Annotated in this window: 22 protein-coding genes; 4 read left to right on the top strand and 18 right to left on the bottom strand. The window is 50.3% G+C overall.

What is annotated here, in order from left to right; translation table 11 throughout:
• Positions 1-2: 2 nt before the first annotated feature.
• The 13 genes from mshL to MET42_RS0103120 form a co-directional block, all read right to left on the bottom strand.
• Positions 3-1,778: a pilus (MSHA type) biogenesis protein MshL gene (mshL, locus tag MET42_RS0103180; protein WP_019881318.1), complete on the bottom strand. Its 1,776-nt coding sequence runs from the start codon at positions 1,776-1,778 to the stop codon at positions 3-5.
• 65 nt (positions 1,779-1,843) lie between these two features.
• A complete protein-coding gene (locus MET42_RS0103175) occupies positions 1,844-2,230 on the bottom strand; it encodes a hypothetical protein (protein WP_029512306.1) in 387 nt (128 codons plus the stop codon).
• A 13-nt stretch (positions 2,231-2,243) separates the two neighbouring features.
• Positions 2,244-2,963 (bottom strand): type II secretion system protein GspM, encoded by a 720-nt coding sequence (gene gspM, locus MET42_RS0103170; protein WP_019881316.1) that lies wholly within the window; start codon positions 2,961-2,963, stop codon positions 2,244-2,246.
• 3 nt (positions 2,964-2,966) lie between these two features.
• Complete coding sequence (locus tag MET42_RS0103165; RefSeq protein WP_019881313.1) at positions 2,967-3,815, bottom strand: PilN domain-containing protein; 849 nt, start codon at positions 3,813-3,815, stop codon at positions 2,967-2,969.
• Positions 3,812-4,750, bottom strand: a complete 939-nt coding sequence (locus MET42_RS0103160; RefSeq protein ID WP_019881312.1) for a hypothetical protein — start codon at positions 4,748-4,750, stop codon at positions 3,812-3,814. Before MET42_RS0103160 ends, MET42_RS0103165 begins: the two co-directional genes overlap by 4 nt.
• A 275-nt stretch (positions 4,751-5,025) precedes the next feature.
• Complete coding sequence (locus MET42_RS14895; protein ID WP_232411257.1) at positions 5,026-8,040, bottom strand: DUF6701 domain-containing protein; 3,015 nt, start codon at positions 8,038-8,040, stop codon at positions 5,026-5,028.
• A gap of 12 nt (positions 8,041-8,052) precedes the next feature.
• A complete protein-coding gene (locus MET42_RS0103150; RefSeq protein ID WP_019881310.1) occupies positions 8,053-8,523 on the bottom strand; it encodes a hypothetical protein in 471 nt (156 codons plus the stop codon).
• Positions 8,520-9,263, bottom strand: a complete 744-nt coding sequence (locus MET42_RS0103145; protein WP_019881309.1) for a prepilin-type N-terminal cleavage/methylation domain-containing protein — start codon at positions 9,261-9,263, stop codon at positions 8,520-8,522. The genes MET42_RS0103150 and MET42_RS0103145 overlap by 4 nt, the downstream gene beginning before the upstream one ends.
• A 16-nt stretch (positions 9,264-9,279) precedes the next feature.
• Positions 9,280-9,900 carry a type II secretion system protein gene (locus MET42_RS0103140; protein WP_019881308.1) on the bottom strand — a complete coding sequence of 207 codons (621 nt, stop codon included), beginning with the start codon at positions 9,898-9,900 and terminating at the stop codon, positions 9,280-9,282.
• Positions 9,901-9,932: 32 nt separating this feature from the next.
• Complete coding sequence (locus tag MET42_RS0103135) at positions 9,933-10,406, bottom strand: prepilin-type N-terminal cleavage/methylation domain-containing protein (protein WP_019881307.1); 474 nt, start codon at positions 10,404-10,406, stop codon at positions 9,933-9,935.
• Positions 10,407-10,414: 8 nt separating this feature from the next.
• On the bottom strand, positions 10,415-10,858 hold the full coding sequence (locus MET42_RS15010) for a Tfp pilus assembly protein FimT/FimU (protein ID WP_019881306.1): 444 nt from the start codon (positions 10,856-10,858) through the stop codon (positions 10,415-10,417).
• A 149-nt stretch (positions 10,859-11,007) separates the two neighbouring features.
• Positions 11,008-12,222 carry a type II secretion system F family protein gene (locus MET42_RS0103125; protein ID WP_019881305.1) on the bottom strand — a complete coding sequence of 405 codons (1,215 nt, stop codon included), beginning with the start codon at positions 12,220-12,222 and terminating at the stop codon, positions 11,008-11,010.
• A 20-nt stretch (positions 12,223-12,242) separates the two neighbouring features.
• On the bottom strand, positions 12,243-13,895 hold the full coding sequence (locus tag MET42_RS0103120; RefSeq protein WP_019881304.1) for a GspE/PulE family protein: 1,653 nt from the start codon (positions 13,893-13,895) through the stop codon (positions 12,243-12,245).
• 143 nt (positions 13,896-14,038) lie between these two features.
• Between MET42_RS0103120 and trmL the strand changes: the two genes are divergently transcribed.
• On the top strand, positions 14,039-14,503 hold the full coding sequence (gene trmL, locus MET42_RS0103115; protein ID WP_019881303.1) for a tRNA (uridine(34)/cytosine(34)/5-carboxymethylaminomethyluridine(34)-2'-O)-methyltransferase TrmL: 465 nt from the start codon (positions 14,039-14,041) through the stop codon (positions 14,501-14,503).
• Positions 14,504-14,658: 155 nt separating this feature from the next.
• Here the strand turns inward: trmL and MET42_RS0103110 are convergent, their stop codons facing one another.
• A complete protein-coding gene (locus MET42_RS0103110; RefSeq protein ID WP_019881302.1) occupies positions 14,659-14,880 on the bottom strand; it encodes a hypothetical protein in 222 nt (73 codons plus the stop codon).
• Between the two features lie 622 nt (positions 14,881-15,502).
• Between MET42_RS0103110 and uvrD the strand changes: the two genes are divergently transcribed.
• Together uvrD and MET42_RS0103100 are read left to right on the top strand one after the other, a co-directional pair.
• Positions 15,503-17,683, top strand: a complete 2,181-nt coding sequence (gene uvrD, locus MET42_RS0103105) for a DNA helicase II (RefSeq protein ID WP_019881300.1) — start codon at positions 15,503-15,505, stop codon at positions 17,681-17,683.
• A 133-nt stretch (positions 17,684-17,816) separates the two neighbouring features.
• Positions 17,817-19,598 (top strand): GGDEF domain-containing protein, encoded by a 1,782-nt coding sequence (locus MET42_RS0103100; RefSeq protein WP_019881299.1) that lies wholly within the window; start codon positions 17,817-17,819, stop codon positions 19,596-19,598.
• 9 nt (positions 19,599-19,607) lie between these two features.
• On the opposite strand, the gene MET42_RS0103095 is transcribed toward MET42_RS0103100, so the two are convergent.
• From MET42_RS0103095 to MET42_RS0103080, 4 genes are all read right to left on the bottom strand, one after another.
• On the bottom strand, positions 19,608-20,399 hold the full coding sequence (locus tag MET42_RS0103095; protein WP_019881298.1) for a BPSS1780 family membrane protein: 792 nt from the start codon (positions 20,397-20,399) through the stop codon (positions 19,608-19,610).
• 104 nt (positions 20,400-20,503) lie between these two features.
• Positions 20,504-21,430 (bottom strand): homoserine kinase, encoded by a 927-nt coding sequence (locus MET42_RS0103090; RefSeq protein WP_019881297.1) that lies wholly within the window; start codon positions 21,428-21,430, stop codon positions 20,504-20,506.
• Between the two features lie 40 nt (positions 21,431-21,470).
• Positions 21,471-21,815 carry a DUF2782 domain-containing protein gene (locus MET42_RS0103085; RefSeq protein WP_019881296.1) on the bottom strand — a complete coding sequence of 115 codons (345 nt, stop codon included), beginning with the start codon at positions 21,813-21,815 and terminating at the stop codon, positions 21,471-21,473.
• A 115-nt stretch (positions 21,816-21,930) separates the two neighbouring features.
• Positions 21,931-22,656: a TIGR00730 family Rossman fold protein gene (locus MET42_RS0103080; protein ID WP_019881295.1), complete on the bottom strand. Its 726-nt coding sequence runs from the start codon at positions 22,654-22,656 to the stop codon at positions 21,931-21,933.
• A 95-nt stretch (positions 22,657-22,751) separates the two neighbouring features.
• Between MET42_RS0103080 and polA the strand changes: the two genes are divergently transcribed.
• A complete protein-coding gene (gene polA, locus MET42_RS0103075; RefSeq protein WP_019881294.1) occupies positions 22,752-25,517 on the top strand; it encodes a DNA polymerase I in 2,766 nt (921 codons plus the stop codon).
• Positions 25,518-25,523 lie beyond the last annotated feature (6 nt).

The raw sequence follows: 25,523 nt of genomic DNA, 5'->3' as shown, positions 1-25,523 counted from the left end.
TCCTAAAAACTGATATCACTCTTCAGTTTATCAACCCGGTCCTGACTATCAAGCATATCTTGCGCCCAGCTTTCGCCACTACGCACCACGGTCGATTTCAGCAAAATAACCAGTTCAGTTTTGGTGCTGGCGAGATCTTTCTGACGGAATAAGTTACCCAGGAACTTCACATCCCCCAGGCCAGGCACTTTGGTACGGGTATTGTCGACAGTTTCAGACATCAGGCCACCAATGGCAATCACGCTGCCATCTCTGGTACGCACAATGCTGTCTGTTTCGTTAATGTTAGACGACGCCGTTGGGATGGTATAAGTGCCGCCGTTGGCACTGGACAAGGTCACAGTACGGTTCACTTGTGTCACATCACTGATAAATGGATGCACGTGCAGAATAATATTGTCATCCCTATCAATCTGCGGTGTCACGTCCAGTGAAATACCAGAGAAGTATGGTTGCAGCTGAATATCTGGTGTCACAATCGCGCCACCTGTTGTTGTTGTCACATTGGTTTTCACGTTAGTGACATAAAAAGCGTCATTACCCACCTTGAGCACGGCTTTCTGGTTATTAATGGTCGCAATACGCGGACTGGAAAGCACTTCTACATTCCCTTGTGTTTCGAGGAAGTTCAGTAAAGCCGAAAAGCCTTTGCCCTGCACCGCCAGCGCGAACATTGAGCCACCAAGGGAAGTGACAGCGTTATTACTTAATGCACCAGGCTCAGTCGTCGTCACGGTGCCATTGGTTAAATCGCCAGTTTCACTCAATGAGGCATTGCCATTGATGTTACCAAAGGTCACATCGCGGCCACGGGTATGTCTGGCGGCTGCCCAGTTAATCCCTTGTTGCGAGTTTCTGTTTAACTGCACCTTGATGATTTTGGCTTCCAGAATCACCTGGCGGTCTACGGTCACCTGCATCAGGCTCAAAAACTTCTCAACCTGGCGGATTTCTTTAGGCATAGCTTTCACCATGATCAGGCCAGACTGCGCATTAATCACGACTTTACGGCCGTTTTCTTCACCAATCAGGCTGCTCAGGGAACCGGCAACTTCGTCCCAGAAGTCATTATTGGTACGCATACTCACATCGGAGGCATACACTTGCAGATTAGACGCGCCAGAAGTCCCACTGCCTGCTGCGGTGCCAGTACCCGTACCGCTACCTGTCCCTGATCCGGTCATGGCTGCCGCCTGACCAGCTACGCCTGCCGCGCCACCGGCACCAGAGCCACTGGCAGTACCAGAGGTCACGCGCGTTGCGGAAGTGCCTCTACGCGCACCCGTAATGTAATTCACCTGGAACACACGAGTCTGCAAGGTTTGCGGCTCGACAAAAATCTGCTTGCCACTCATTTTGTATTCATAGCCATACAAATCACGCAAGGCATTGAGTGCTTCAAATAAAGTCACGTCGCGCAAGTTGATTGAAATCTCGCCTTTAAGCTCCGGGCTCAATGCAATGCTGTAAGGGCTGCCAGACACAATGCCCATCAATACCTGAGCGGCAGGTGCTTTGTTCACTACCAGGTCAAACCTGGGTTCAACGCGTTTGGCTAATGCCTTGGGCGGCTCAATCTTGAGAGGTTCGAATAATTCATCTGTGACCTCTTTCGGCGGTGGCGTCACCTGCGCTTGAGCCTTGGCCGCTGATGTCGCCAATTCGTTCTGAATTTTAGGGTTAATTGATGTATTTGGAGGCGCAAACGGATTGCTGGTACATCCAGCCAACCCGGCACCTATCATCATCAAACCCAAGGTATTCACAAATGTTTTCATAGCAGTCTCTCTATTGATGTTCCCTTGCTTATCCCGTTAAGCGGGACCTGCAAGTGTTTGTCACTTTATTTCTCAATCTTTGTTCTTTTAATCTTTTTGGCCGTTTTCTTGATGCCTGCCGGTGGCTGCACTGGTTCCATAAAACTGGACAAGCCCATCCTGAGTACTTTCTTCTCGCCCAGCTTGCTGATAAACACAGCTTGCTGATTTTTTACCGACGACAATTTAAAGCCCTCGTAACTATTACCCACTTGTACCATCTGGCCATTCACCACAGCAAAACCATTTTTACCGTTGTCTTGCAAGGCAGTGAGCTCCCATGGTCGCTCTATCTGCGCCTGTGTATTCGGCAAATACGCCATGACTGAAGCTGGTGGTTTGGTTGGATCAACCATGCCATCAGCGGCAGCAACACTTGCCTGCACCAGACTCATCATTAAAACTATTGTCATCAACAAGCGCATGCTAAATCCCCAACCATGCATTTTCACCACTCAGGGTATACACCTGAACCGTCAATTCGCTGTCTGGATACTCAGCCTTGAGCTCAGCACTTTCCCAGGCCAGCTTTTGCCCAATGGCTTTTAAAGATTGTGCATAAGCCATCAATGCAAAATACTTACCTTTCAGGCGCACTTTCACGGCATGCTGATACACATGCGGCACATTCTTCCACACTTCTTCAGCATTGGCTGGTGCCGCACCACCTGACGCAGTGTCGGCTTGTGTCTGTAATTGTTTTCTCTGCTTCTCGATAAAGTCGACCACAGGCAGTGACTGCATTTCCACCACTTGCACATCGGCATGCTGTTGCAATAATTTTTTCAGCAATGCCACCATGTCTTGTGGCGGCACCATATAAGAAGACACCTTGACCAGATCAGCAGACTGACTGTTAATGTGCTGCGTGGCCTCATTAATATCATGTTGCAAGGCATTCGTGGCTGGTGGCGGCGCAGCCTGCGTGGCTATCGTCGTCATTTGCTCAGTCAAGGTCGTTGTATCGTTCTGGATCTTAATCACTTCCTGCTGCGTACTCGCCAGTTGCACACGCTGTGGCTCCAGCAAAAACGTATCCATCAGGCCCACCACGGCAAACAAGCCGGCGCCAAAAATCATCCAGCGCTCCCGTTGGGAAAGCGCCAGCCATTTGTTACTCACTGTCTGAAATTGCTCAAATCGCATCGGTCATTTCCCTGGCGTCGGCTGAGCTTGGGTGGTTTGACGCACAAAGTCATCCCAACTCACGCTGTTCTCGCGTTTTGCCTGGCTTTGCAAATCGCGTCCTTTTACTTCGAAGGCATATACCTGCAGCTTAGCTTCTTCCTCATGCGCGGCTTGGCTCGCGGTTGCTGGCGGCGCTACCGATGCCGGGGCGGCATTACTAGCCGCATCAGGTGCGCCTTTACCAGCAGGCATTGATTCAGGCACCGCAGCAGGGGGCGGTGCGGCAACAGCAGGCGCCGTTGCTGGCGATTGCGGCCGCTGTAACTCCACTTGCTTGAACTGGATGCCGGAGAATTGCGTGCCTTCAAAAATGCGTTGTGCAGACAGCAAATCCAGATACTGCGGAATAGCTTCAGACTGCAATGCCTGCCCGGTCAGTGAAATATGCTGAGTACCAGGCTCAATCCTGAAGCCAGTCAACCATAACCCTGCTTGTTGCTGTGCGGTAAAGGCACGCATGTAATCAACCAGGTGATTTGATGCATCAGAGATGGATTGCTGGAAAATCGCCAGAATCTGCGACTGCATATCAAAGCGGCCTTTGAGGGTTTTTAACTCGACTTCAAGTTTGCTGTTATCAATTGGCGTCACGCGCTGCGCAAACTGATCCACCTTCTTCTGCATGGTTTCATATTGCGTCACGGCTTGATTGCGCTGCGTTTGCAAGGCAGCATTTTCTGCTTCAAGGCCAGTAGACAGGTAAAACATCACGCCAGCTGCCAGCACATAAATGACGAAGACAAAAGGTAAATTGAACCAGTCTTTGGATTTAACCAGCCCACCTTCAAACAGGTTAATCTGCTGACTCATGCCGCCGTCTCCTGACGCAAGGCAGCGCCTAAAGCGGGTAACAGCATGGCTTGTTTTTCCAGGCTGGAGAAGTCCTGGTCGGCAGGCAACTCGACAATATCTTCCAGATTAAAGACATTCACCGGCACATAAAGACTGGAACTCAAGCCGCTGACCAGGTAGTCGCGATTCGCCACGGGGGCGACCACCAGGCGATTCAGGCTCAGGTAAGGGAACTGACGGTCGAAACTGTCCAGCGAACGCTGTAATTCCAGCACCAGTTTGTCAAAGTTACTCTTGAACAGCTCGCCGCGGTCATTCAGAAAATCACGATCGAGCTCAATCAGGCGCGCATGATACAACTCGCCTTTGGCCGTAAACGTCAGCAAACATCCGCGTGGCAAAATGCTGAGCGTCACCAGCGCACGGTCTTCGTGTTCGAGCAAATGGGCAATATTGCGTTGCACCAGCGCATGCACATCGACTGACTTCACGTTAAAGCCCGCCTCGGATAGTTGATTACCCACCGCAGAAACGATGGCTTTTTTAGCACAAATTGCCAACATCAATGGCTGGCGATTTGCGTAAGAAGGGTCTACCGGCACATCAATACCATCGACGACCGCTTGCTCGACCGAATAGTCCAGCAAACCTTTCAATTTCCAGCGCAACGCAGGTTTCACTTCGTTGTCCGGCATATTCGGTTTATCAATCTGCACAATATTGTATTGGTCAACATTAAGCACCAGGTTGCACGGCAAGGTCTTGAGGTCATTTTTGGTCACAAAGTGACGCAATGTGGACGTCGCATGCAGTGGTACCTGCTCAACCGCGGCAAATGACACCACCGGCTTGGCCCCTTCGGATGGCGGCGTCAAGGCGACAGTGCTGACATGCATATCGGTGTAACTGATACCCACTTGCTGCTTGTTCTTTTGTCGTTTAAACCATTCCATAGAGGCAAGTCTGACTTTCTAAATATTTTTTTATTTAAAATCAATGTATAACAACCACAACTTCAAGCTTTATCGGAGATTAGTATACACAAAAAATCCCACAGGTGAAGCCATCACCCACTGCGCCAAATAACTGATATTTCACGCGTTGCCTGAATACCACTTTGTTAACGCTTGATAGTGCATTTTAACAATAGCAACTTTAGTGCCTGAGCCTATGGTTTAAAGCCATGATAAAAAGAACAAAACCACCTGATTCGGTGGTTTTGTTATCGCTAGAAGTTTTCTCGCATGTAGATAATGGGCGCTTTGTAGATACCGAAGGTGGCACGACCAATAGGATCCGTGGCACCGAACCACGGAATTGAACCACTGGTCGCGGCTGATTGAGACGCGCTATTACATGTCATCTCGCCGCCACCAGCCGCCCTCAGATTTACCTCTAAGTCCACACTCCCAGTATTGGGAGTCGTTCCAGTAACTCCAGGCGCGCTTAAACGCATATAGAGCACACCTTTGTTCATAGAAGACGCACCAGTGAGTTGAGTCTCACAGGCATTCAAATTACCTCTGTAATTGGTCATGACAATACTTGAGAGCGGGATCGTTGTACAACTATCATTGATATTTCGTTTAAACCCAGTTCCATTCCAGTATTGTGCCTCAATGGGAACTGACAACGGCAGCAACTCTGATCCATGCGCAGAGGTCACAGCCAAGCGACCAAACCTAAATGCTGGATAAGTAGGATTAGAGGCTGAGAGAGTGAATACATCTACTCTGGTTGCACTACTTACCGTGACCCCACCATCAACACCGCTTGGCTGCGCAGAAATCCTAATCATCTCTGGCGGTACAGCACTCGCAGGGCGAGTGACTTTATGCCCTGCTTGCACATTTGCAATGCCAGCCCCCCAGGTGCCCGATGGGCTCACACTACTGGCAGCTATCGTCGCGCCACTCGTTATCGGTGTACCCGCATCAGTTTTCATCTGAAACGAATAATTATTCCAGTTGCTCAGGCCAAATACGGCATAGTTTCCAGTGTAATATTGAGTAGTAACATCAGCCGCATTTTTAGCCTCCAGAACGAATGGCGTGATCAAGCCAGGGTCTTGATCATAGTAGGTAAAAGTTCCGCAGCCATCTGTATAACTAGTACCCGCAGTCACTTTAAAATGATCTGGAATAAAACGGCCGATATAATTACTTACAGTTTTATTGCCGAACTTACAACCTAATTTCTTGGGTGTTCTAGTATCATCGGTATCTGCAAAAGAGTTCTCGCAATCACCATTGGCACTATCAACGGCCGCATAAGTATCATCGTAAATACCCTCTACTTTGAACCTGAAATGACCAACCTCAGAATAAGTAAAAGTTGACCCTGAACTAACGCCCAAATTCGCTGCACCAAAGGTACCATTCACTTGCCCGACAGAGGTCACACCTGCCGCATGGGTCTCCAACTTTCCGCTATCCACTTTTGGCGTCCCCGTATAAGTTAACTCATTGGTTGAAACCGTCACACTAAAAGCATCAGTTCCAGCTCTACGAACAGGGGCAGATGTATGGCTCGGTGACAGTTGTTGCGGACTCACACTAGTCACGGATAAAGATGTTGGACGTATCGCAAAGTTATCAGACGAACATCCCGTTTTAGCCAAGCCTGCATCAGTAACCTTGCATCGTAAGTTAGGGTGCGGCCTTAATATATCACTGGCACTGAAAGTAACCTTTTTACGGCCGCCATCAGAAGCTGCGAAAGTCAGAGCCTTGGTTGCAACGACGGTAGCACCGCATGCACCCGCATTATCACTCACCAACTGCACAGTTAAACCTGTGGTTGAGTTATATGCTGATTGATTGCCGTTTGCCAGCAACGCGACCACATCAATATCAAAATCAGCTCCGATTACCTTAGTATAAAGCGGATTGCGCAAGGAGCTATTGGTCGTGCGATTGTTATACGTCAGTGAGTTCTCCATACACTCAAACGTGTTTACGCAAGGCGTGTTGGTAAAGGTAAAACTACAGTTCTGTGAACTAGTGGTCGTGTTCCAGCACTTCACGCCACTCAGTGGCGTTTTAGTCAGCCCACTCACACCCAAGGTATAGGTGGCTGCGGCACTACCTTGCATCGTGACAGTTCCAATGGACTGATTTGACCCCAATGTGAACGGATCAGGCGTATCAGTCACTGTTGGTGTCGTTGGCGACACTGTCAGACTACCTTTTAATTCACCCGAACTCACCAGTTGATCGTCCGGACAAGGCACAGTGGAGGATAAGCATGCCAGCACTTTTACTTCGGTTGGGCAGAGTGTCGCAGTCCCTGCATGACGAATCTCGAAATGGTCGTAATTAGGCACAAAAGTGGAGCCAACGACAAAGTCGTAACTAAACGTGTAGATTCCAGGCGTAGTAAAATCAAACTCAATCGCAGCACCGGTATCTTGATAAGTCGTGGTGATGGAGTCAGCAAGGCTACCGCTTTTACTAATTGAACACGCGGGCGGGTTTGACGTTGCAGTACTCCAGAAATCACTCCAGTAGCCAACACAATGATGGTCAAACTTACCGTTACGTTCACGGAATGATTCAACCACATCCAAATTGGCAGGAAGTGAAGTACTGGAAGGGCATGTACCATTAGTTAAAGGGTAGGTACCCACTACTAGCTTGCCATTAGTATCGGTATACCGAACACCACACCCATTATCGTTACCCCCTAAATAGGTATCCACCGCATGATAATAGCGGATTGGATTACCAGTACTGACTGTTGCTGTTGCTGGGATGGTGACGGTCACTTCTGCAGTGATGTAGTCAAGGGGATACGTATACTTCCAGACAATACTCACCGTTGGACTACTTAAGATTGAAGAGGTGAGCGAAAGACTGGAGGTCGTCGATTGTGTCACGCCTTGCGAAGTGCTCCCTGGCTGCACTGATGAGATGCTAAAACTGTTGTAAATTGTTGCGGCACTATAGGCAAAATGGTTAGCGCCATATATTCGATTGTTATATCGAATATACACGCCATTATCTAATAATGAATTGTAGGGATAGGATCCACTTGGATAAGTACCTGGTTGATACAATTGCCCGGAACCAAGCCGTTTAATTTGCATTTGCGTTGAATCCGCAATAGTGACCTCTAACGCATTACTGGCGTTAGTACCTCCACCATTGTTAAGCACTCTCACAGTTGCGTGCACGCTCCCGGTAAAGGCAAATACCACAACATACAATAAATTGATTAATACATATTTAATCAATCTGTTCATAATCAATTCCTGTTAATTACACTCTTCTGCCACCGTGCCTGGAGGGGCGCCAGGATCTAGGTATAAGCATCGACTAAGTGTGACAGCGATTTGTCGCTCTATACGATCTTGTGCACCTATCCCGCCTATCGAGGCAGTGGAGGTGATGCTATACATGCCAATATCCTGTGTATTGCCTTTGTCTTTTGGTACGGTTCGGCTGCATGTTAACAACACAGTAAAATTATTAATTGTCAAAGTTGTTGGAGAAGCAATACAGGATTTCATGGCATTTGTACCCGGCCCCAACACCTGAAAAGCAGCCCATTCCACCCCTGCCCTCGCCGCCAAATAAGCATTGGCACCTTGCACATCCTGAATCGTGCCCATTTGCGCCAGCAACGACAACCGCATGGAATACCCCACCAGTGCTGCAAGAGTCACCAGTAAAAATATTGCCACAGGCAACATAAATCCCTTTGCGCGATAAGCAATGCTTTTCATGGCGAATTCACCACATTAATCAAGTTAACCAATCTGGCAACGCCGTCGTTTTTGGCGAGCGTCAATTGCGCGGTGACCACGCTGGAATGTTGCATCACGCCTTCCGTATAGGTAAAACTACACTCAGTCACATCCTCAGCAACAACATTGGCCGTCAGTCCATTAAAGTTAGCCACACGCCCGGCGGCGATAGGGATATTTGAATACATCACCAATCGGCGATTAGCAAGATCGCAGGCATAAATCACGGCGCCATTTACCACGTAAAATCGGCCGCCCGGTGACGCAAATGGGAAAAGTGCGCCAGTATATGTGACCGAACTTGCGTTAGCACTCACTGGCCGAATATTGGTGCCGTCATACACATCGGCCCCCGCTATGCCCATGTTATAAATCACCAGTTGGTCATTGGCATCCACATTCACCATCGGCCCTAATACATCCAGTGTGAGACTGCCCGCATCGAAGTCCTCCTGCTGATAACGGCCACCGGCTTTAATCGGCACAAACTGCACATAACTACCGGAGCCACCCGGCACCCACACGCTGTTAGGCAACGCATTACGAATATCGCGCGACATACGGCGCAAGGAAATATCGGCACGGTCGGCCATCTCGTAATAAGCTTCAGAATTCACATATGCCAGGACAGAGTTTTTAATAAAACTGACTGAGATACCGCCCAGAATGGCCATGACGACAATGACAATGACCAGCTCCACCAAGGTGAAACCAGACATAGAAAGACCCGGCTGCTTAAATGCGCGGCGCATAGCGAACCTTAAAACCCGTGAGGCGGATCACCGTATTGGCTGGCCCGTTCACTGTCACAACGATTTGCAACACAGCATCGGCTGGCAGCCCGGCAAACGCGCCAGCCCCCCCGGCTTGTGCGATAGCGACAGAAGCTGAATAAGCATTTAAACCTGCAATTGCGGTTGCATCCCCAATACGGCAAATACCCGTGCAGCCACCACCCGGCATGGTAAAACCGCCATAATCAGCCACATTATCAAAGGGGTTTGTCGCACCGTAACGACTCTCTCCGGCCGGAGAGGGGCCACCCAGGTTGGCTTGTGAAGTCGTGCAATCGGACGAGGTATTGGCCGTAGACGCATTCGGATCATCCGGATCGCAAAAGGTAAAAGGCATTTGCTGGATTTCTTGCATGAGTGATTCAGCAATCGCGATGGCTTGTTTGCGCGCAAGCGGGTCAGCTGAGTGCCCACTCATAAACGCCAGCGCGCCAATGACCCCGGCAATCGCAGTGGTCACAATGACAATAAACACGACCATTTCAACCAGCGAAAAACCACGATGGTTTTGTTTGCTGGTTGGTATGTGTTTATGGTCGTTGTGATTGCCTGTTTGAGTCATATACCTCATTTGGTTAAGCACCAAATGGTTTGTTAGTGAATATAGCCTGTGTTTGCTTCGACCGAAATGCCCACAGACTGTAAGGCATTTTTGCGATTAGTCACGGTATAGGTAGCCAACTCATCGGGGACCGCACGGCCCAAGCCATCAAACCCCAATCCTTTATTAGAAGATTGAACGACAACACTACGCGAAAAAGTGAGCACATACGCCCCTGCGGTCTCCGGGTTAATCACCACCTGCGCCGCGCCGCAATTAGGATCAAAACATAAACTGACCGTATTGGGCTCGACTGCATCGTTGTGTATCACAAACACTCTTTTGCGCTGAGCGATGGCCGTTTTCTGCGCATAACGCAGCGTAGAAGAAAGTAAACCCGCGTCACCGCGGGTTTCGAAGACATCACCACTTGCAAATCTAGGGGCGGCGACTGCTACCAGTATTCCAGTTAAAGCAATCACAACCACTAGCTCAACTAAAGTGAATCCCTGCGTAACATATCGCATCTTAACAATTAGTTACCGCCGCAATTTGCCGGGCTAAGGTTAGTGACCACACGTCCATCTGCCGCAGTATAAACAACGGTACACGCGGCAAAACCACCCACGGTATATGTCGCAGTACCATTATTGTAACCACCTACAAACTGCCCATCTAACTGTTGTAAGGCTGCAGTGATACCAGGCGCATCCGCAGTTGGCCATCCTGCAGCATTTACTGTGACGGCCTGACCATCCATTTGCACTTGTACTTGAGCAGCCTGACTTCCAGCTGCAATCCACGATGCACGTGCCAGATTGGCAGCTGATCGCAAAGAAGCCGCCAGGCCATTACCCGCTGCCACTCGCGCATTTGATTGCACGTTAACAAATCTAGGTAAAGCCGTTGCTGCCAAAATACCCAATACTGCAATTACCACTACCAATTCAACCAATGTAAAACCAGCTTGTTTTTTCATTACTCAGACTCCTAATCAAAAGTCCCTGCCCTTATCATCACAGCGGCAGGTTATAACTGCGTTAATTACCCATCAGCAAAATCTATGCCAGACAATTTTGGTCCATATTCATCACGCATCACAAACCATTTATATGCCAGAGCAAATGATTAACTACCCTTCAACATCACCGAACTCATATCCCATATCGGCAAGAACACACCCAGTGCTAACACCAACACCAAGGCACCCAAGAAGATAATCAAAATCGGTTCGATTTGCGCACCTAATGTCTTAACGTCATATTCCACGTCAGCTTGATACATATCGGCAACTTCTTGCATTAAATCATCGAGCGAGCCAGACTCTTCGCCCACGGCAATCATTTGTAACACCAGTGGATTAAACACGCCGGTTTGCGTGGCGGTTCTTAAAATGGTCTCACCGCGCTCAATGCCAGCAGACATACTGAGAATTTTGGCTCCGAGGTAATCATTCTCAACCGTCTGCGAGACCAGACGCAAAGCCGAAAGAATCGGCAAACCGCTACGTGTAGATAAAGCAAAGGTACGCGCAAATCTGGCCATGGTACCTTTGAAAATAATTTTTCCCGCAATCGGGATACGCATCTTGTGACGATCCCATTGAGCACGCCCGCTATCTGTACTTGTGTACGATTTGAACATCCAGACGATAGCCACAATCATGCCAATCAGCACAAACCAGTAATTACGCATAAAACTGGAAAACGCGATCAACATTTTGGTGACGAATGGTAAATCTGCATGCATGTTGGCGAATACTTTTTCAAACTGCGGAATCACCATCACGTTAATCACGACAATGGCAATCGCCATCGCGATGAGCACGAAGGTTGGATATTGCAACGCAGATTTGATTTGCCCGCGCATAAAGCGCTCAAATTCAATATGCTCGGCCAGCCGCAAAAAGATATTATCCAGATTACCCGTGCCTTCACCGACACGGATCATGCTGATATAAAAACTATCAAACACTTTAGGGTGTTCAGTCATAGCGACTGACAATTCGCGGCCAGAGTCCAAACTCACTCTTAGCTGGCCAACCACTTGCGCCAGCTTGGCATTACCAACCGAGCTTTGAATACCCGCTAAGGCACGCATAATTGGGATACCAGCCTTGAGTAAGGTATACATCTGCTTACTGAATAGCATGACATCCAGGCTGGTGACTTTTTCTTCAAACAAATTAAAGGCAACGGCACCAGCCGCTTTTTGCTTGATTTCAATCGGAGTAATTTTGGAGAGTATGAGCGCTGCACCCAATGCGTCGAGGTCAGCCGCTTCTTGTACTCCGCTGACCATCATGCCATCGTCGGTACGTCCTTTATATTCAAACATTGGCATAGGCGTGGCTTTTTAAAGGTTTATTCTTCAAACTGATTGTCGACACGCATGATTTCATCGAGCGTGGTTTTACCGTCTATCGCCAGTTGCAATGACTGGTCGCGCAGGGTTTTTCCCTTGAGTCGCTCGCGCGCCTTTTTAATGAATACATTGGTATCCGGCATATTGGCTGCCATTGCCAATTCATCAGTCATCTCTAAGAATTCGTATAAACCAACGCGCCCCAAATAACCGGTGCGGTTACAGTGCTGGCACCCTTTACCATGACGGAAATTCGTCACCACATCCGGTTGCTGTATGACCTGATTTAACCAGACCGACTCTGACTCAGTTGGTGTATGCTCGACGGCGCAATGTGGGCAAATGAGTCGCACCAACCGTTGCGCCAATACGCCTAACAGCGACATGGCGACCATAAAGCGCGGTACGCCCATATCGATCAAACGCACTGGGGCGGTGGAAGCATCGTTGGTATGCAATGTTGATAGCACCAAATGGCCGGTCATAGAAGCACGCAAACCGGTTTGGGCAGTTTCCTCGTCACGCATCTCACCCACCAGCACAATGTCCGGGTCCTGACGCAGAATAGCGCGCAACAACTTGGGGAAATCCAGCTCAATCTTTTCGTTGACCTGGGTTTGAATAATGCCCGGCAAACGATACTCCACCGGGTCTTCTACGGTAATCACCTTGGTCTCTGGTGTATTCAACTCACTCAGCGCAGAATACAGGGTAGTGGTTTTACCACTACCGGTCGGACCAGTGACCAGCACCATGCCGCTTGGACGGCCAATCATTTTACGGAAACGTGCCAGCAAGTCCGGCGGCATGCCTAATTTATCTAACTGGAAATGCCCGGTATTCTGGATCAGCAAACGCATCACCACGGTCTCGCCATACTGGGTAGGCATGGTAGAAATACGCATATCCACCGCGCGGCCTTTTACGGTAAAGCCAAAGCGGCCATCTTGCGGCAAGCGTTTCTCTGAGATATCCAGGCCAGCCATGATTTTGAGGCGCATCACCAGCGCAGTGGCAATCTTGCTATCCGATTGCGTCTGAAAGTGCATCACACCATCAATACGAAAACGGATCAGCAGTTTATTTTCTTGTGGCTCAATATGTACGTCAGACGCGCGCACCTGTACGGCATCTTCAAAAATAGTCTGCAACAGCTTAACAACAGGCGCGTCATCTATGCCCAGATCAACGCCCATCAGGCTGGCAAGATCAACATTGCTGGCGGCGAGGTCTTCTTGCAGCTCCAGCGCCAGTGAAGAGATTTGCTCGGTCTGGCGATAAGAGCGGTCAATGGTCTGCATAAGCAGACTTTCCTGCACGACGACAATATCAATGTCGCGTTTGAGCAGCCTGACCAACTCGTCATACGCATACACATCCGATGGGTCAACCATCGCGATCAGGAAGCTATTGGGACGCTCTTCGAGCAGGATGGCGCGGAAACGACGCGACTGAACTTCAGGGAGTTTTTGAACCTGCTTCACGTCCAGTTCGTACTGGCCCAGGTCCAAAAATGGGATATTCAACTGAGAAGCGACAGCCTCGGCAATTTGCCGCTCATTGGCGTAGCCTTTTTCAGCAATCACGCGCCCCAGGCGACGACCCGACTTGCGCTGTTCTTCCAGCGCCTGATCGAGCTGAGCTTGGGTCATGAAATTCTGTCTGACCAGAATTTCACCTAATCTAATTTTCTCGGGACGAGCCATGGCGTTGTAATTATTTATCTATATAGACTTTTCTTCGTCTATCATATCACCAACATTCTACCCTTACGTTTGTAAACAAGCTGCAAAAAATGTTTCATATCGTCCTTTTCGAACCCGAAATTCCGCCCAATACGGGAAATATCATACGCTTATGTGCCAATGCCGGCGCAAAACTGCACCTGGTCAAGCCCTTAGGCTTTGAGCTCTCTGACAAACACCTCAAGCGCGCAGGACTGGATTACCACGAATACGCCGAACTCACCGTCTACGAGAACTGGGCAGAGTGCCAGCAAGCATTACAGGACAAGCGCATGTTTGCACTCACCACCAAAGGCAGTACGCGACACACTGATTTACAGTTTAAAGATGAAGATGTCTTTGTATTTGGACCAGAATCGCGCGGCTTGCCAGAAGACATCCGCGCACAATTTGCGCCAGAACATCGCGTCAGGCTACCGATGCTGCCGCACAGCCGCAGCCTCAACCTGTCAAACTCAGCCGCCATTTTGCTGTATGAAGCCTGGCGTCAAACCGGGTTCCCCGGGGGCGTGTGAAAGTAATAGGCAAAAAAAGCCCCGATTAAGGGGTAAATCGGGGCAACAGGCCTCATCGTAAAGGCTTCCGCTCAGGGAGGAAAGAAGCGGAAAGATGATTCATCATCATCGTGCTGATATGAGTCTTCTGCGTTTTGAAAAGTTCCGATAATTTATCACCATAAATCTAATTGAGTGCGGATGGGCATGGGAACTTGATTGAAACCGTAGGGATAAGTAACTCTGTAGACTTCACGCGCTGACGGATTGATGTAGTACTTTTTCGCCTCTCGGCGAGCCACTTTCTGATGCTTGCCCCAAAAAAGTAACCAAAAGGAGGGCACCCAGCCATCACGGCCTTCGGCTCCCTTGCGTTGCTCAACAAAGTGGGCGTCCATCGAAACTCGCCCTAGCGGCTTGCACAAAACGCAAGCCACCGCGGAACTCGAACAACCGATGGCCGACTACCCCCACTTAGTCTCCGCTACTCAGCGTGATGGAATGGGATTGATCTCGCCAAACTCACATTGCATAAATGTAGACGGTTCAAAAACAGATTCTTTTTTCTTCAATTCACTAATGGTTGCAGTCGCATGGTGTTCGGGGTCCCCATCTGCCGCGCCGAGCAACGCAGGGTTGACGGGAGTCTTCGACCATCGGCTGTCTGAGCTCCGCAACAAGCCACGTCTTGTGTGGCTTGTCAGGGCGAGTTTCGATGGGCGCCCGGCAATCCGAGTAGCACAGGATAAAAGCGGAAGCTGGGGTGTCTTGTTCTTTGCCTTCTTTCTTATGGACAAGCATAAGAAAGAACGGTCGCCTAGAGGCGAAACAGATCGATCATAGAATAGTCTTCGCTTTGGGCAAGCAAAGAAAAGTAACTCGCCGAAAAGGCGAAAAGAAACTCCTAAACCTAAAGAACAATCCTTTCCTACAATCCCACACCCAGCCAACGCCGTAGCGACACAGCATCCGACCAAACAATCCATCAAATTCCCCTGCACATCATGCGATAATAATCACATGCAATCTGAAACCAATCTTCTCCAGGGTCTCAACGATAAACAACTGCAAGCGGTCACCCTGCCGCATCTTTCTGCGCTCATTCTGGCAGGTGCTGGCAGCGGTAAAACACGGGTGCTGACGACGCGTATCGCCTGGTTGATCCAAACTGGCCAAACCTCGCCCATGGGCCTGATGGCCGTGACCTTTACCAACAAGGCAGCTAAAGAAATGCTGACGCGTTTGACCAGCATGTTGCCGATCAACACGCGCGGCATGTGGGCAGGCACTTTTCACGGTTTATGTAACCGCATGTTGCGTGCGCACTACCGCGAAGCCAGATTGCCAAGCACCTTCCAGATTCTGGATACCGCAGACCAGCTGTCTGCCATCAAGCGCGTGATGAAAGCCATGAATGTGGATGATGAGAAATATCCACCCAAGCAAGTGATGGGCTATATCAATAGCTGCAAAGAGGAAGGCTTGCGCGCGGAGACGGTGGATGCCTATGACGGCCATAGCCAGAAGTTGCGCGAGATTTATGCTGCCTATGACCAGCAATGTAACCGTGAGGGTGTGGCTGACTTTGCCGAACTGCTTTTGCGTTGCTACGAACTACTGGAGCGTGAGCCGCATATCCGCGCTCATTACCAGCAGCGTTTTCAATACATCCTGGTCGATGAGTTCCAGGATACCAACCGCCTGCAATATTTATGGCTGAAATTACTGGGTGGCGCGCACAACAGCATTTTTGCTGTGGGCGATGACGACCAGAGTATTTATGCCTTCCGCGGTGCCCGTGTTGGCAATATGAGCGACTTCCAGCGCGACTTTAATGTGCAAAATATCGTCAAGCTGGAAGAAAACTACCGCTCGCACAGCAACATTCTCGATGCGGCGAATGCCATCATCACCAATAACCGCAACCGCTTGGGTAAAAACTTGTGGACGTCTGCGGGCAAGGGTGAGCCGATTCGCATTTATGAAGCCTATAACGACACCGACGAAGCGCAGTTTATTGTCGATGAAGTAAACATGCTGCAAAAAGAAGGTGTGCCACTGGGCGACATGGCCCTGCTCTATCGCAGCAATGCGCAGTCACGCATTCTTGAGCACACCTTGTTTTCAGCCAATATCCCTTACCGCGTCTATGGTGGCCTGCGCTTTTTCGAACGCGCCGAAATCAAGCACGCACTGGCTTATTTGCGCCTGATTGCCAATGCCAACGACGATACCGCCTTATTGCGCATCGTCAATTTTCCGCCACGCGGCATAGGTGCGCGCGGACTGGAGCAACTGCAAGAAGCCGCCCGCCAGAACGAATGCAGTTTATGGCAAGCCGCCACCAATAAAGTCGGCGAGGGCAAACTAGGCAGCAAGGGGCTGGATGGCTTTGTCGCCCTGATCAGGCAGATGGTGGACCATGGCTATGGCATCACATTGGGTGAGATGGCTGAAATGGTGATCAACCTGAGTGGCCTGATGGCGCACTACCAGAATGACAAGGAAGGCGAAGACCGCATCGAAAACTTGCAGGAACTGGTCACTGCCGCCGTGGCATTTAGCAATCAGTCCTTGGGCAATCACCATAATATGGATGAAGATGCCGACCAGCTGACGCAGTTTCTAAACCATGCCAGCCTGGAAGCCGGTGACCATCAGGCTGATGTCGGGCATGAAGCCTTGCAGCTGATGACGGTACACGCGGCAAAAGGCCTGGAGTTTCACAGCGTGTTTATCGGCGGTGTAGAGGAAGGCTTGTTCCCGCATGAGCAAGCTGCTTACGAAAATGGAGGCCTGGAAGAAGAACGCCGCCTGATGTATGTGGCCGTCACACGTGCACGCCAACGTCTCTACCTCACGTATGCCCAAAGCCGTATGCTGCATGGGCAAGTGCGTTACGGTATTGCCTCACGCTTTATCGATGAAATCCCCGCAGATCTGACCAAGCGCTTGAATAGCAAACCAGTCGCCAAACCTTATGCCGCAGGTGGGCAATACAATGCGCAGCCAGTGCAAGCAAGCAGCGCACAATCCAGCTACCCGTTTAAGATTGGCCAGAGCGTGCGTCATGGCAAATTTGGTGAGGGCGTGGTGGTGAGCTATGAAGGCAACGCCAATGACCTGGCAATTAAGGTGAATTTTGGCAGTGCTGGTCTGAAAACGCTGATGCTGGAATACGCCAAGCTGGAAAAGATTTAAGCAGCAACTTATCTCAAGCCACCATGCCGCTCTTCATTGGCATGGTGGCTGATATTAGCCATATCATCATTGTCATAAATATTTCATCAATATTCACGTCAAGAAACTACTGCCGGCAGTCGATACTGCTTGCATGATATACGCCCCTCCCCAGCTCGAAGTTGAAGCCATCCTGGCGCAGAGAAATCTGTTACCGCTGTTTCAGCCTATCGTTGATATTAAACACGCCCGTGTATTTGCGCATGAAGCACTGATCCGGGGCCCGGTGGAATCCAGGTTGCATTCGCCGATTGCGCTGTTTAATGCCGCCAGTTTATGTGGCCTGAATATCGAGATGGAATACGCGGCGCGTGAGGTCATCTTTAATGAGTACAGCCGCACCGATAGGTCTCATCCCTTGTTTGTGAACTTCAGCCCAGACTGCCTGCTATTAAACGAGGGACATTTGTCTTTTGGCCTGACACAGCTTGAGAAATGCGGTCTCAAACCTGGTGATATCGTGATTGAAATCACCGAGAGCTCTACCATCCGCGATTATGCCGAGCTCCGGGATGCGATCCTGCGCTTTAAAGCATTGGGGTTTAAAATAGCACTGGACGACCTGGGTGAAGGCACGTCCAGCTTGCGGTTGTGGTCTGAGCTGTCGCCGGAATATGTCAAGATCGACAAGCACTTTATCGCCAATATACACAACGACCCGATGAAGCTGGAGTTTGTGCGCGGCATCCAGAAAATAGCGGTTGAATCGAATACGCTGACCATTGCCGAAGGGATAGAAACCAAAGAAGAACTGGCGGTGATCAAAGACTTGAAAATAGACTTTGCCCAAGGCTATCTGTTTGGACGGCCGTTCCCCAAGTTTCAATATGCCCTCACTGAAGAGGTGCATAACCTGCTGAATAAAAACATTGTTCGCCTGTTTGCTGACCAGCAAAGCCATGCGTCAAAACAGGCCACCGTGGTCGGCTTAACCAGTTACCAAACTGCCGCCATGCCAGCAATGACCAATGAAGAGGTATACAACTGGTTTAACAGTGACACCACGCTCAACTCGATTCCGGTGATTAATCAGCAGGGAATACCGTTAGGGTTGATCAGCCGCTACGACACCATAGACCGCTTTGCACGCCGCTACCAAAAAGAACTACATGGCAAAAAGTCTTGTACGACCTTTATGGATACCCAGTGCCTGATGGTGCAAAAAAACATGACCATTCTGGCATTGAGCGAACTGATTCTGGCGGCAGATCCCAAATATCTGCTCAATGGATTCATGATTGTCGATGGCGAGCGCTATGTTGGCATGGGTAGCGGGCATGCCTTGCTACGCGAAGTGACCAATATGCAAATTCACGCCGCGCGCTACGCTAACCCGCTCACGTTACTGCCAGGCAATGTGCCCATCAATGCCCATATTGATAAATTGCTGGAGCGGCGTATCCCGTTTGTGGCCTGTTATTGTGATTTAGACCACTTCAAACCATTTAACGATGCTTATGGCTATCGCCGTGGCGATGAGGTCATTCAGTTTGTCGGCCGCTTATTGAGTAGCATGGTCAACAATGAACATGACTTTGTCGGCCATATTGGCGGCGATGACTTTGTGCTGATTTTTCAAAGCGAAGAGTGGGAAGCCGTTTGTCATGACATCCTGGAGACCATTGCCAAAGTGATGCCGGACTTTTATGACTTGAAAGACGTACAACTTGGCGGCATTCGCATAGAAGACCGTTTGGGTAACGAGCATTTTTACCCGTTTGGTAGTTTGTCCATCGGCGCTGTGCGGGCTTGCTCGGATTCATTTGCCAGCCATCACGAAGTGGCTGGCGCCATGAGCAATGCTAAAAAACAGGCCAAAAAGACCATAGGCAACAGCCTGTTTACTGAGCGGCGCAAGCTATCCGCAAGCGCTTAACCTATATGGTCAGGCTTCGACTTGTGGCGCAGCCCTGAACACATCCTTGTAGCTGATATACTGGAAAGCAAACATCAGGGCATTAATCACCAGCAAGGCTGCAAACACCAGCAGTGGCATCAACAGTTGCGCCAGCATCGGAATTAACGCACCCAGAATGCCGATCACCAGCCCCAACCCCAGCATCACCACCAGCATGCCAACGGTCATCACCAGCCAGGAAACACTCATCGGCACCGTGTATTGCAACATCCCGGCAATGCTGGATTTAATCGCCTTGAGCAAGGGGTAGCCATTCAGGGCAATCAGCATCGGTGAGAACCAGGTCGCAATAAACAAAGGTAACAGCAGTAGCAATACCTTGACGATAAAAGACAGCGTGTTCTCTAAAAACAGCGTCATTTGTGATTCTGTCATGCCCGCTTTGGTCGGCGCATGCGAAATCAGGGAAGCGAGGTCGCTACTGAGTAAATAGGTCGCCAGCACAGCGTACACCAGGCAGCTGGCACCCAACAGCACTAACGGTTTGAAGTGCAACTGCAATTGCTGCCAGACGGCTGGCGGTGACATGCTGCCCTGCAAATCTACCTGTCGATACAACAGCACGATCAAGGCCATACACACTGGCCAGATCACCACCGAGACCAAGCCCAAAAACCCGAGCAAAGGCAATGAGGGCAACACCATGAAAATCACGATATAGGCCAGTGAACACAACATCCAGACATGCGGCTGTGTGCGGAACAAGGCCAGGCTTTCTTTCACCCAGCGCACACCGCGCTGGCTCCCGGTTTCTGTCATACGTCTCCCTTTTTTATCTTTTCCAGTCAACACAGAATAAGTGACTGCGTGGACAAATTGCTGCGTTGCACGTTATCCCGCTCACTCACTTATCCCGCATTTCCTCAAGTCAACACTTTACGATTCAGCAGTACCCGCTCAAAATGCGCCGGGTCTTTGGCATGTGTGAGTTCGCCCGCGACCGGGTAATAAAAATCATACAGGCGCGATAACCAGAAACGCAAGGCGGCCCGGCGCAACAAGGCTGGCCAGTGGATTTTTTCGGCCACGGTGAATGGACGCTCGGACTGGTAAGCATTCATAAATGCCGCCAGTTTTTCATCCACAAAATTTCCGGCGGCATCAACACACCACTCGTTCGCAGCAATCGCCACATCGTAGGCAAGCACATCGTGGCAGGCATAGTAAAAATCAATAAAGCCACCCAGCACATCGCCATCAAACAACACATTGTCCCGGAACAAGTCACCATGGATCACGCCATGTGGCAAACGTGACAAATCCAGGCCATGCTGGAACTCTAATTCTTCTTGCAACAGGTGTTGCTGTACCGGTGCCAATTTAGGCATCACCTGCTGCGCGGTCATCACGCGCCAACCCTGCCCACGCTGATTGTGTGACTGCTCATGAAAATCCAGCCCGGCCACATGCATGCGCGCCAAGGTTCTCGCCACGGCCTCAATCTGTTTGACATTGGGCTGGCTGACATCGCTGCCTTTCAGGCAACTCACCATCAAGGCCGGTTTACTGTGAATACGGTGCAAGGCAGTATTATTCTGGTCCGTAATGGGCTTGGGGCAAGGAATGCCATGCCGGGACAAATGCGTCATCAAATGGACGAAATAAGGCAGTTCGTCAAAGTCATTCTTTTCAAACACGGTCAGCACAAAACGCGACTGACTGGTTTCAACGAAATAATTGGTATTGGTGATACCGGCAGCGATGCCACGCAAGGTGTGCAGCTCGCCAACATTAAAAGGCGCCAGCCACTGGCGCACTTCATCCAAACTCAGAGTGGTAAAAACAGACATGTTTATTTGCTAACCTGCCAGCAATGGCAGGCGATCAGAATTAGAATCGGAACAGAATCCATTTGGGAACGGACAGTGGACGGGTCGGGCCATCATGCACCCAGTCACCATTACGGTCTTCACGATGCAGGTAATAAGATTTGCCACTTGGCGGCGTCACTTTCACCATATACACCTCGCCGTTCAGGCTGTACTCCTCGACATCATTCTCGCCATCTTTGCGTTTATTGACGCTAGGCTGGTCAATCGGTTGCCCTTCAATCACCTTGGGTGGTGGTGGCACTTCTTCAAGCAGCTCGGCATCTTTGGGGGCTGCAGCCCACACCGGCATCACAATCGCAGCGATGCAGATACCTGCCAGCAATAAACGGGAAAAATCACGCATGGAAGACTCCTTAGTCATTAACGACTATTCTAGCAAAAACCCACGCGCTGGCGGTCACTGCATACATAATAAACTTTGCATCATACTGCCCGGCTAGCAATACCAGGGCAAACAATTACAGATAAAGCTGCATCTTGCGTTCGGCCGGGGTCAGTTCAAAGCCTGTGGTTTCATAATGCTTGAAAATCGCATCGACAATCTGTTGCGGCTCATCAATGATCTGAATCAGGTCCATATCCTCGGGCGACGCCATGCCTTCCGCCACCAGCGTATTGCGCAACCAGTCAACCAAACCGGCCCAGAACTGGCTGCCAACCAGGATAATCGGAATCTTGCGGCTCTTACCGGTTTGCACCAGCGTAATCGCTTCCATCACTTCATCCAGCGTACCAAAACCGCCCGGCATCACCACAAACGCGCTGGCATATTTGACAAACATGACCTTGCGCATAAAAAAGTATTTAAAGCTAATGCCGATGTCCTGATACGGATTGCCATGTTGTTCAAACGGCAACCTGATATTGAGGCCGACACTAGCACCACGGCCCGGGAACGCCCCTTTGTTGGCAGCTTCCATCACACCAGGGCCGCCACCGGAAATCACACTAAAACCGGAGTCTGACAGCAAACGCGCAATTTCTTCAGTGAGCAGGTAGTAAGGATGATCAGGCTTGGTACGTGCACTGCCAAAAATAGATACGGCAGGCATGATGGCTTTGAGGCTTTCGGTCGCGCCGACAAACTCGGCCATAATCTCAAATGCCCGCCAGGATTCATGGCTGACATCATCGCCATCCAACAATTCCGGCTCCACCATGCTCGGTAGTTTTTGACTGCTCATACATCTATCCTTCAAATCACAAACCAAATTAGTGTACATGAAGTCGCTTTGAAATGCGTAAAATACGCCATTGATTTGATTCACGAGAATGCACAATGAAAACCTTGCTTCTGGTAGACGGTTCCAGTTACCTTTATCGCGCCTTTCACGCCATGCCGGATTTGCGCAACTCGGCCAATGAGCCAGTCGGCGCGATTCAGGGCGTGCTCAACATGCTGCGCCGCCTGCATAAAGACTATCCATCAGATTACAGCGCCTGTGTGTTCGATGCCAAAGGCAAAACCTTCCGCGACGACTTGTACCCGGAATACAAAGCCAATCGTGCCAGCATGCCGGATGACCTGCGGGCGCAAATCGAACCGCTGTATGAAACCATACGCGCCATGGGCTGGCCGTTGATTATTGAAGAAGGCGTGGAAGCCGATGACGTCATAGGTGCGCTGGCCAAGCAGGCAGAAAAAGAAGGCATCAAAACCATTATTTCCACGGGTGATAAAGACATCACACAACTGGTCAACAACCACATCACGGTGGTCAATACCATGCGCGATGCCTTCCGCAAGACAGATGATGTGCTGGACATTGCCGGTGTTGAAAATAAGTTTGGCATCCCGCCTGACAGGATTATCGACTACCTGATCCTGGTCGGCGACACCGCAGACAACGTGCCCGGCGTGGAAAAGGTCGGCCCGAAAACCGCTGTCAAATGGCTGACCGAATACGGCACACTGGATAACATTATTGCCAATGCCGACAATATCAAAGGCGTGGTCGGCGAGAACCTGCGCAAGGCCCTACCCTGGCTACCTACGGCGCGCGAGTTGATTACCATCCGCTGCGATATCGGCTTATGTGAGAGTTTTGACGAACTGATTGCGCAAACGCCCGATAAAGAAAAACTGCTGGCATTGTTTGACCACTTTGAGTTTCGTAGTTGGAAGCGTGAACTGGACAAGCTGCCGGACGGTGCGACTGCGCCCGCGACTGAAAATTCGTCTACATCCACAGTAGAGTTAACGAGTGCAACCCCTGCCGTAACGTATACCCCTGACACACGTCGTCAGTACCAGACGATTCTAAATGATGCCGACCTGGATAGCTGGCTAGCTAAACTACAACAAGCTGAGCTAGTGTGTTTTGACACCGAAACCACCTCGCTGGATGCCATGCAGGCAAAAATTGTCGGCGTATCTTTTAGTGTGACTCCCGGCGAAGCCGCTTATGTGCCACTCACGCATGACTATTTTGATGCGCCAGAGCAGCTTTCTTTGCAGGCCACTTTGAACAAGCTGCAGCCAATTCTGGAAAATCCGGCCATTAGAAAAGTCGGCCAGAACCTCAAATATGACATGCATGTGCTTGCCAATCATGGCATCCAGCTGCAAGGTGTGGCGCATGACACGCTGCTGGAGTCTTATGTATTCGAGAGCCACAAAGGCCATGGCATGGATGAGCTCAGTGAGCGTCATCTTGATATTACGCCCATCAGCTACGAAAGCGTGGCGGGCAAAGGTGCCAAACAAGTCGGCTTTAGCCAGGTCACCGTCGAGCAGGCATCAGAATATGCCGCCGAGGACGCAGACATTACGCTGCAACTGCACCAGGCTTTATACCCACAAGTGACCGCCTCTGACAAACTCAATTTCATTTATGAAAAGATTGAATTACCCAGCATGCTGGTGCTGCAACGCATGGAGCGCAACGGCGTACTGATAGACAGCCATATGCTCAATCGACAGAGCAACGAGATTGGCCTGCGTTTGATGGAGGTTGAAAAACAGGCATTCGAACTGGCTGGACAACCGTTTAACCTCGGCAGTCCCAAGCAATTGCAAGAGATTTTGTTCGGCAAACTGGGCATCAAGCCGTTGAAAAAAACGCCTTCAGGGACGCCATCGACTGACGAAGACGTGTTGCAGGAACTGGCGCTGGACTACCCGTTGCCAAAAGTGATCCTGGAACACAGGAGCCTGGCCAAACTGAAGTCGACCTACACCGACAAACTGCCGAAAATGATTAATGCGCAAACCGGGCGCGTGCATACCAATTACAACCAGGCCGTTGCCATCACTGGCCGCCTGGCGAGCTCAGACCCCAACCTGCAGAACATCCCGGTGCGCACGGCCGAAGGCCGCCGTATCCGCGAAGCCTTTGTGGCGCCACCTGGCTCGCACATTGTCTCTGCTGACTATTCGCAAATTGAATTACGCATCATGGCGCATCTGTCACAAGATGCTGGCATGCTAAGCGCGTTTGCCAACAATGAAGACATTCACCGCGCCACTGCCGCAGAGATTTTTGGCGTGGAGCGCGCGGCAGTCGACAGCGAACAACGTCGCTACGCCAAGGTGATCAACTTCGGCCTGATTTACGGCATGAGCGCGTTTGGCCTGGCACAAAACCTCAATATCGAACGTAGCGCCGCAGCCAACTACATCGAGCGCTATTTCGCCCGCTATCCCGGCGTGCGGCAGTATATGAGCGATACACGCGAACTGGCCAAACAGCAAGGCTATGTGGAAACCATTTTTGGCCGTCGCCTGTGGGTGCCGGAGATCAACAGCGCTAACGTACAACGACGCAATGGCGCCGAGCGCGCCGCGATCAATGCCCCCATGCAAGGCACCGCCGCCGACTTGATCAAACTGGCCATGATCGCGGTCGACCAATGGCTAACAGCAGAAAAACTGCAAACCAAACTCATCATGCAGGTACACGATGAACTGGTACTGGAAGTGCCGGAGGCCGAACTTGAACTGGTGAAATCCACCTTGCCCAAACTGATGCAGCATGTCGCCACACTGGATGTGCCCTTACTGGCCGAAGTCGGTAGTGGCGGCAACTGGGAAAGCGCACATTAAATTTAA

Source organism: Methylophilus sp. 42 (assembly GCF_000384155.1).
GTDB lineage: Bacteria > Pseudomonadota > Gammaproteobacteria > Burkholderiales > Methylophilaceae > Methylophilus.
The sequence above is the reverse complement of the archived record's forward strand: the minus strand, read 5'-3'. Positions and strand labels throughout refer to the sequence as shown.

Coding starts and splice junctions, on each gene's coding strand:
- mshL (WP_019881318.1), bottom strand. CDS start 1,778: ATGAAAACATTTGTGAATACCTTGGGTTTGATGATGATAGGTGCCGGG.
- MET42_RS0103175 (WP_029512306.1), bottom strand. CDS start 2,230: ATGACAATAGTTTTAATGATGAGTCTGGTGCAGGCAAGTGTTGCTGCC.
- gspM (WP_019881316.1), bottom strand. CDS start 2,963: ATGCGATTTGAGCAATTTCAGACAGTGAGTAACAAATGGCTGGCGCTT.
- MET42_RS0103165 (WP_019881313.1), bottom strand. CDS start 3,815: ATGAGTCAGCAGATTAACCTGTTTGAAGGTGGGCTGGTTAAATCCAAA.
- MET42_RS0103160 (WP_019881312.1), bottom strand. CDS start 4,750: ATGGAATGGTTTAAACGACAAAAGAACAAGCAGCAAGTGGGTATCAGT.
- MET42_RS14895 (WP_232411257.1), bottom strand. CDS start 8,040: ATGAACAGATTGATTAAATATGTATTAATCAATTTATTGTATGTTGTG.
- MET42_RS0103150 (WP_019881310.1), bottom strand. CDS start 8,523: ATGAAAAGCATTGCTTATCGCGCAAAGGGATTTATGTTGCCTGTGGCA.
- MET42_RS0103145 (WP_019881309.1), bottom strand. CDS start 9,263: ATGTCTGGTTTCACCTTGGTGGAGCTGGTCATTGTCATTGTCGTCATG.
- MET42_RS0103140 (WP_019881308.1), bottom strand. CDS start 9,900: ATGACTCAAACAGGCAATCACAACGACCATAAACACATACCAACCAGC.
- MET42_RS0103135 (WP_019881307.1), bottom strand. CDS start 10,406: ATGCGATATGTTACGCAGGGATTCACTTTAGTTGAGCTAGTGGTTGTG.
- MET42_RS15010 (WP_019881306.1), bottom strand. CDS start 10,858: ATGAAAAAACAAGCTGGTTTTACATTGGTTGAATTGGTAGTGGTAATT.
- MET42_RS0103125 (WP_019881305.1), bottom strand. CDS start 12,222: ATGCCAATGTTTGAATATAAAGGACGTACCGACGATGGCATGATGGTC.
- MET42_RS0103120 (WP_019881304.1), bottom strand. CDS start 13,895: ATGACCCAAGCTCAGCTCGATCAGGCGCTGGAAGAACAGCGCAAGTCG.
- trmL (WP_019881303.1), top strand. CDS start 14,039: ATGTTTCATATCGTCCTTTTCGAACCCGAAATTCCGCCCAATACGGGA.
- MET42_RS0103110 (WP_019881302.1), bottom strand. CDS start 14,880: ATGGACGCCCACTTTGTTGAGCAACGCAAGGGAGCCGAAGGCCGTGAT.
- uvrD (WP_019881300.1), top strand. CDS start 15,503: ATGCAATCTGAAACCAATCTTCTCCAGGGTCTCAACGATAAACAACTG.
- MET42_RS0103100 (WP_019881299.1), top strand. CDS start 17,817: ATGATATACGCCCCTCCCCAGCTCGAAGTTGAAGCCATCCTGGCGCAG.
- MET42_RS0103095 (WP_019881298.1), bottom strand. CDS start 20,399: ATGACAGAAACCGGGAGCCAGCGCGGTGTGCGCTGGGTGAAAGAAAGC.
- MET42_RS0103090 (WP_019881297.1), bottom strand. CDS start 21,430: ATGTCTGTTTTTACCACTCTGAGTTTGGATGAAGTGCGCCAGTGGCTG.
- MET42_RS0103085 (WP_019881296.1), bottom strand. CDS start 21,815: ATGCGTGATTTTTCCCGTTTATTGCTGGCAGGTATCTGCATCGCTGCG.
- MET42_RS0103080 (WP_019881295.1), bottom strand. CDS start 22,656: ATGAGCAGTCAAAAACTACCGAGCATGGTGGAGCCGGAATTGTTGGAT.
- polA (WP_019881294.1), top strand. CDS start 22,752: ATGAAAACCTTGCTTCTGGTAGACGGTTCCAGTTACCTTTATCGCGCC.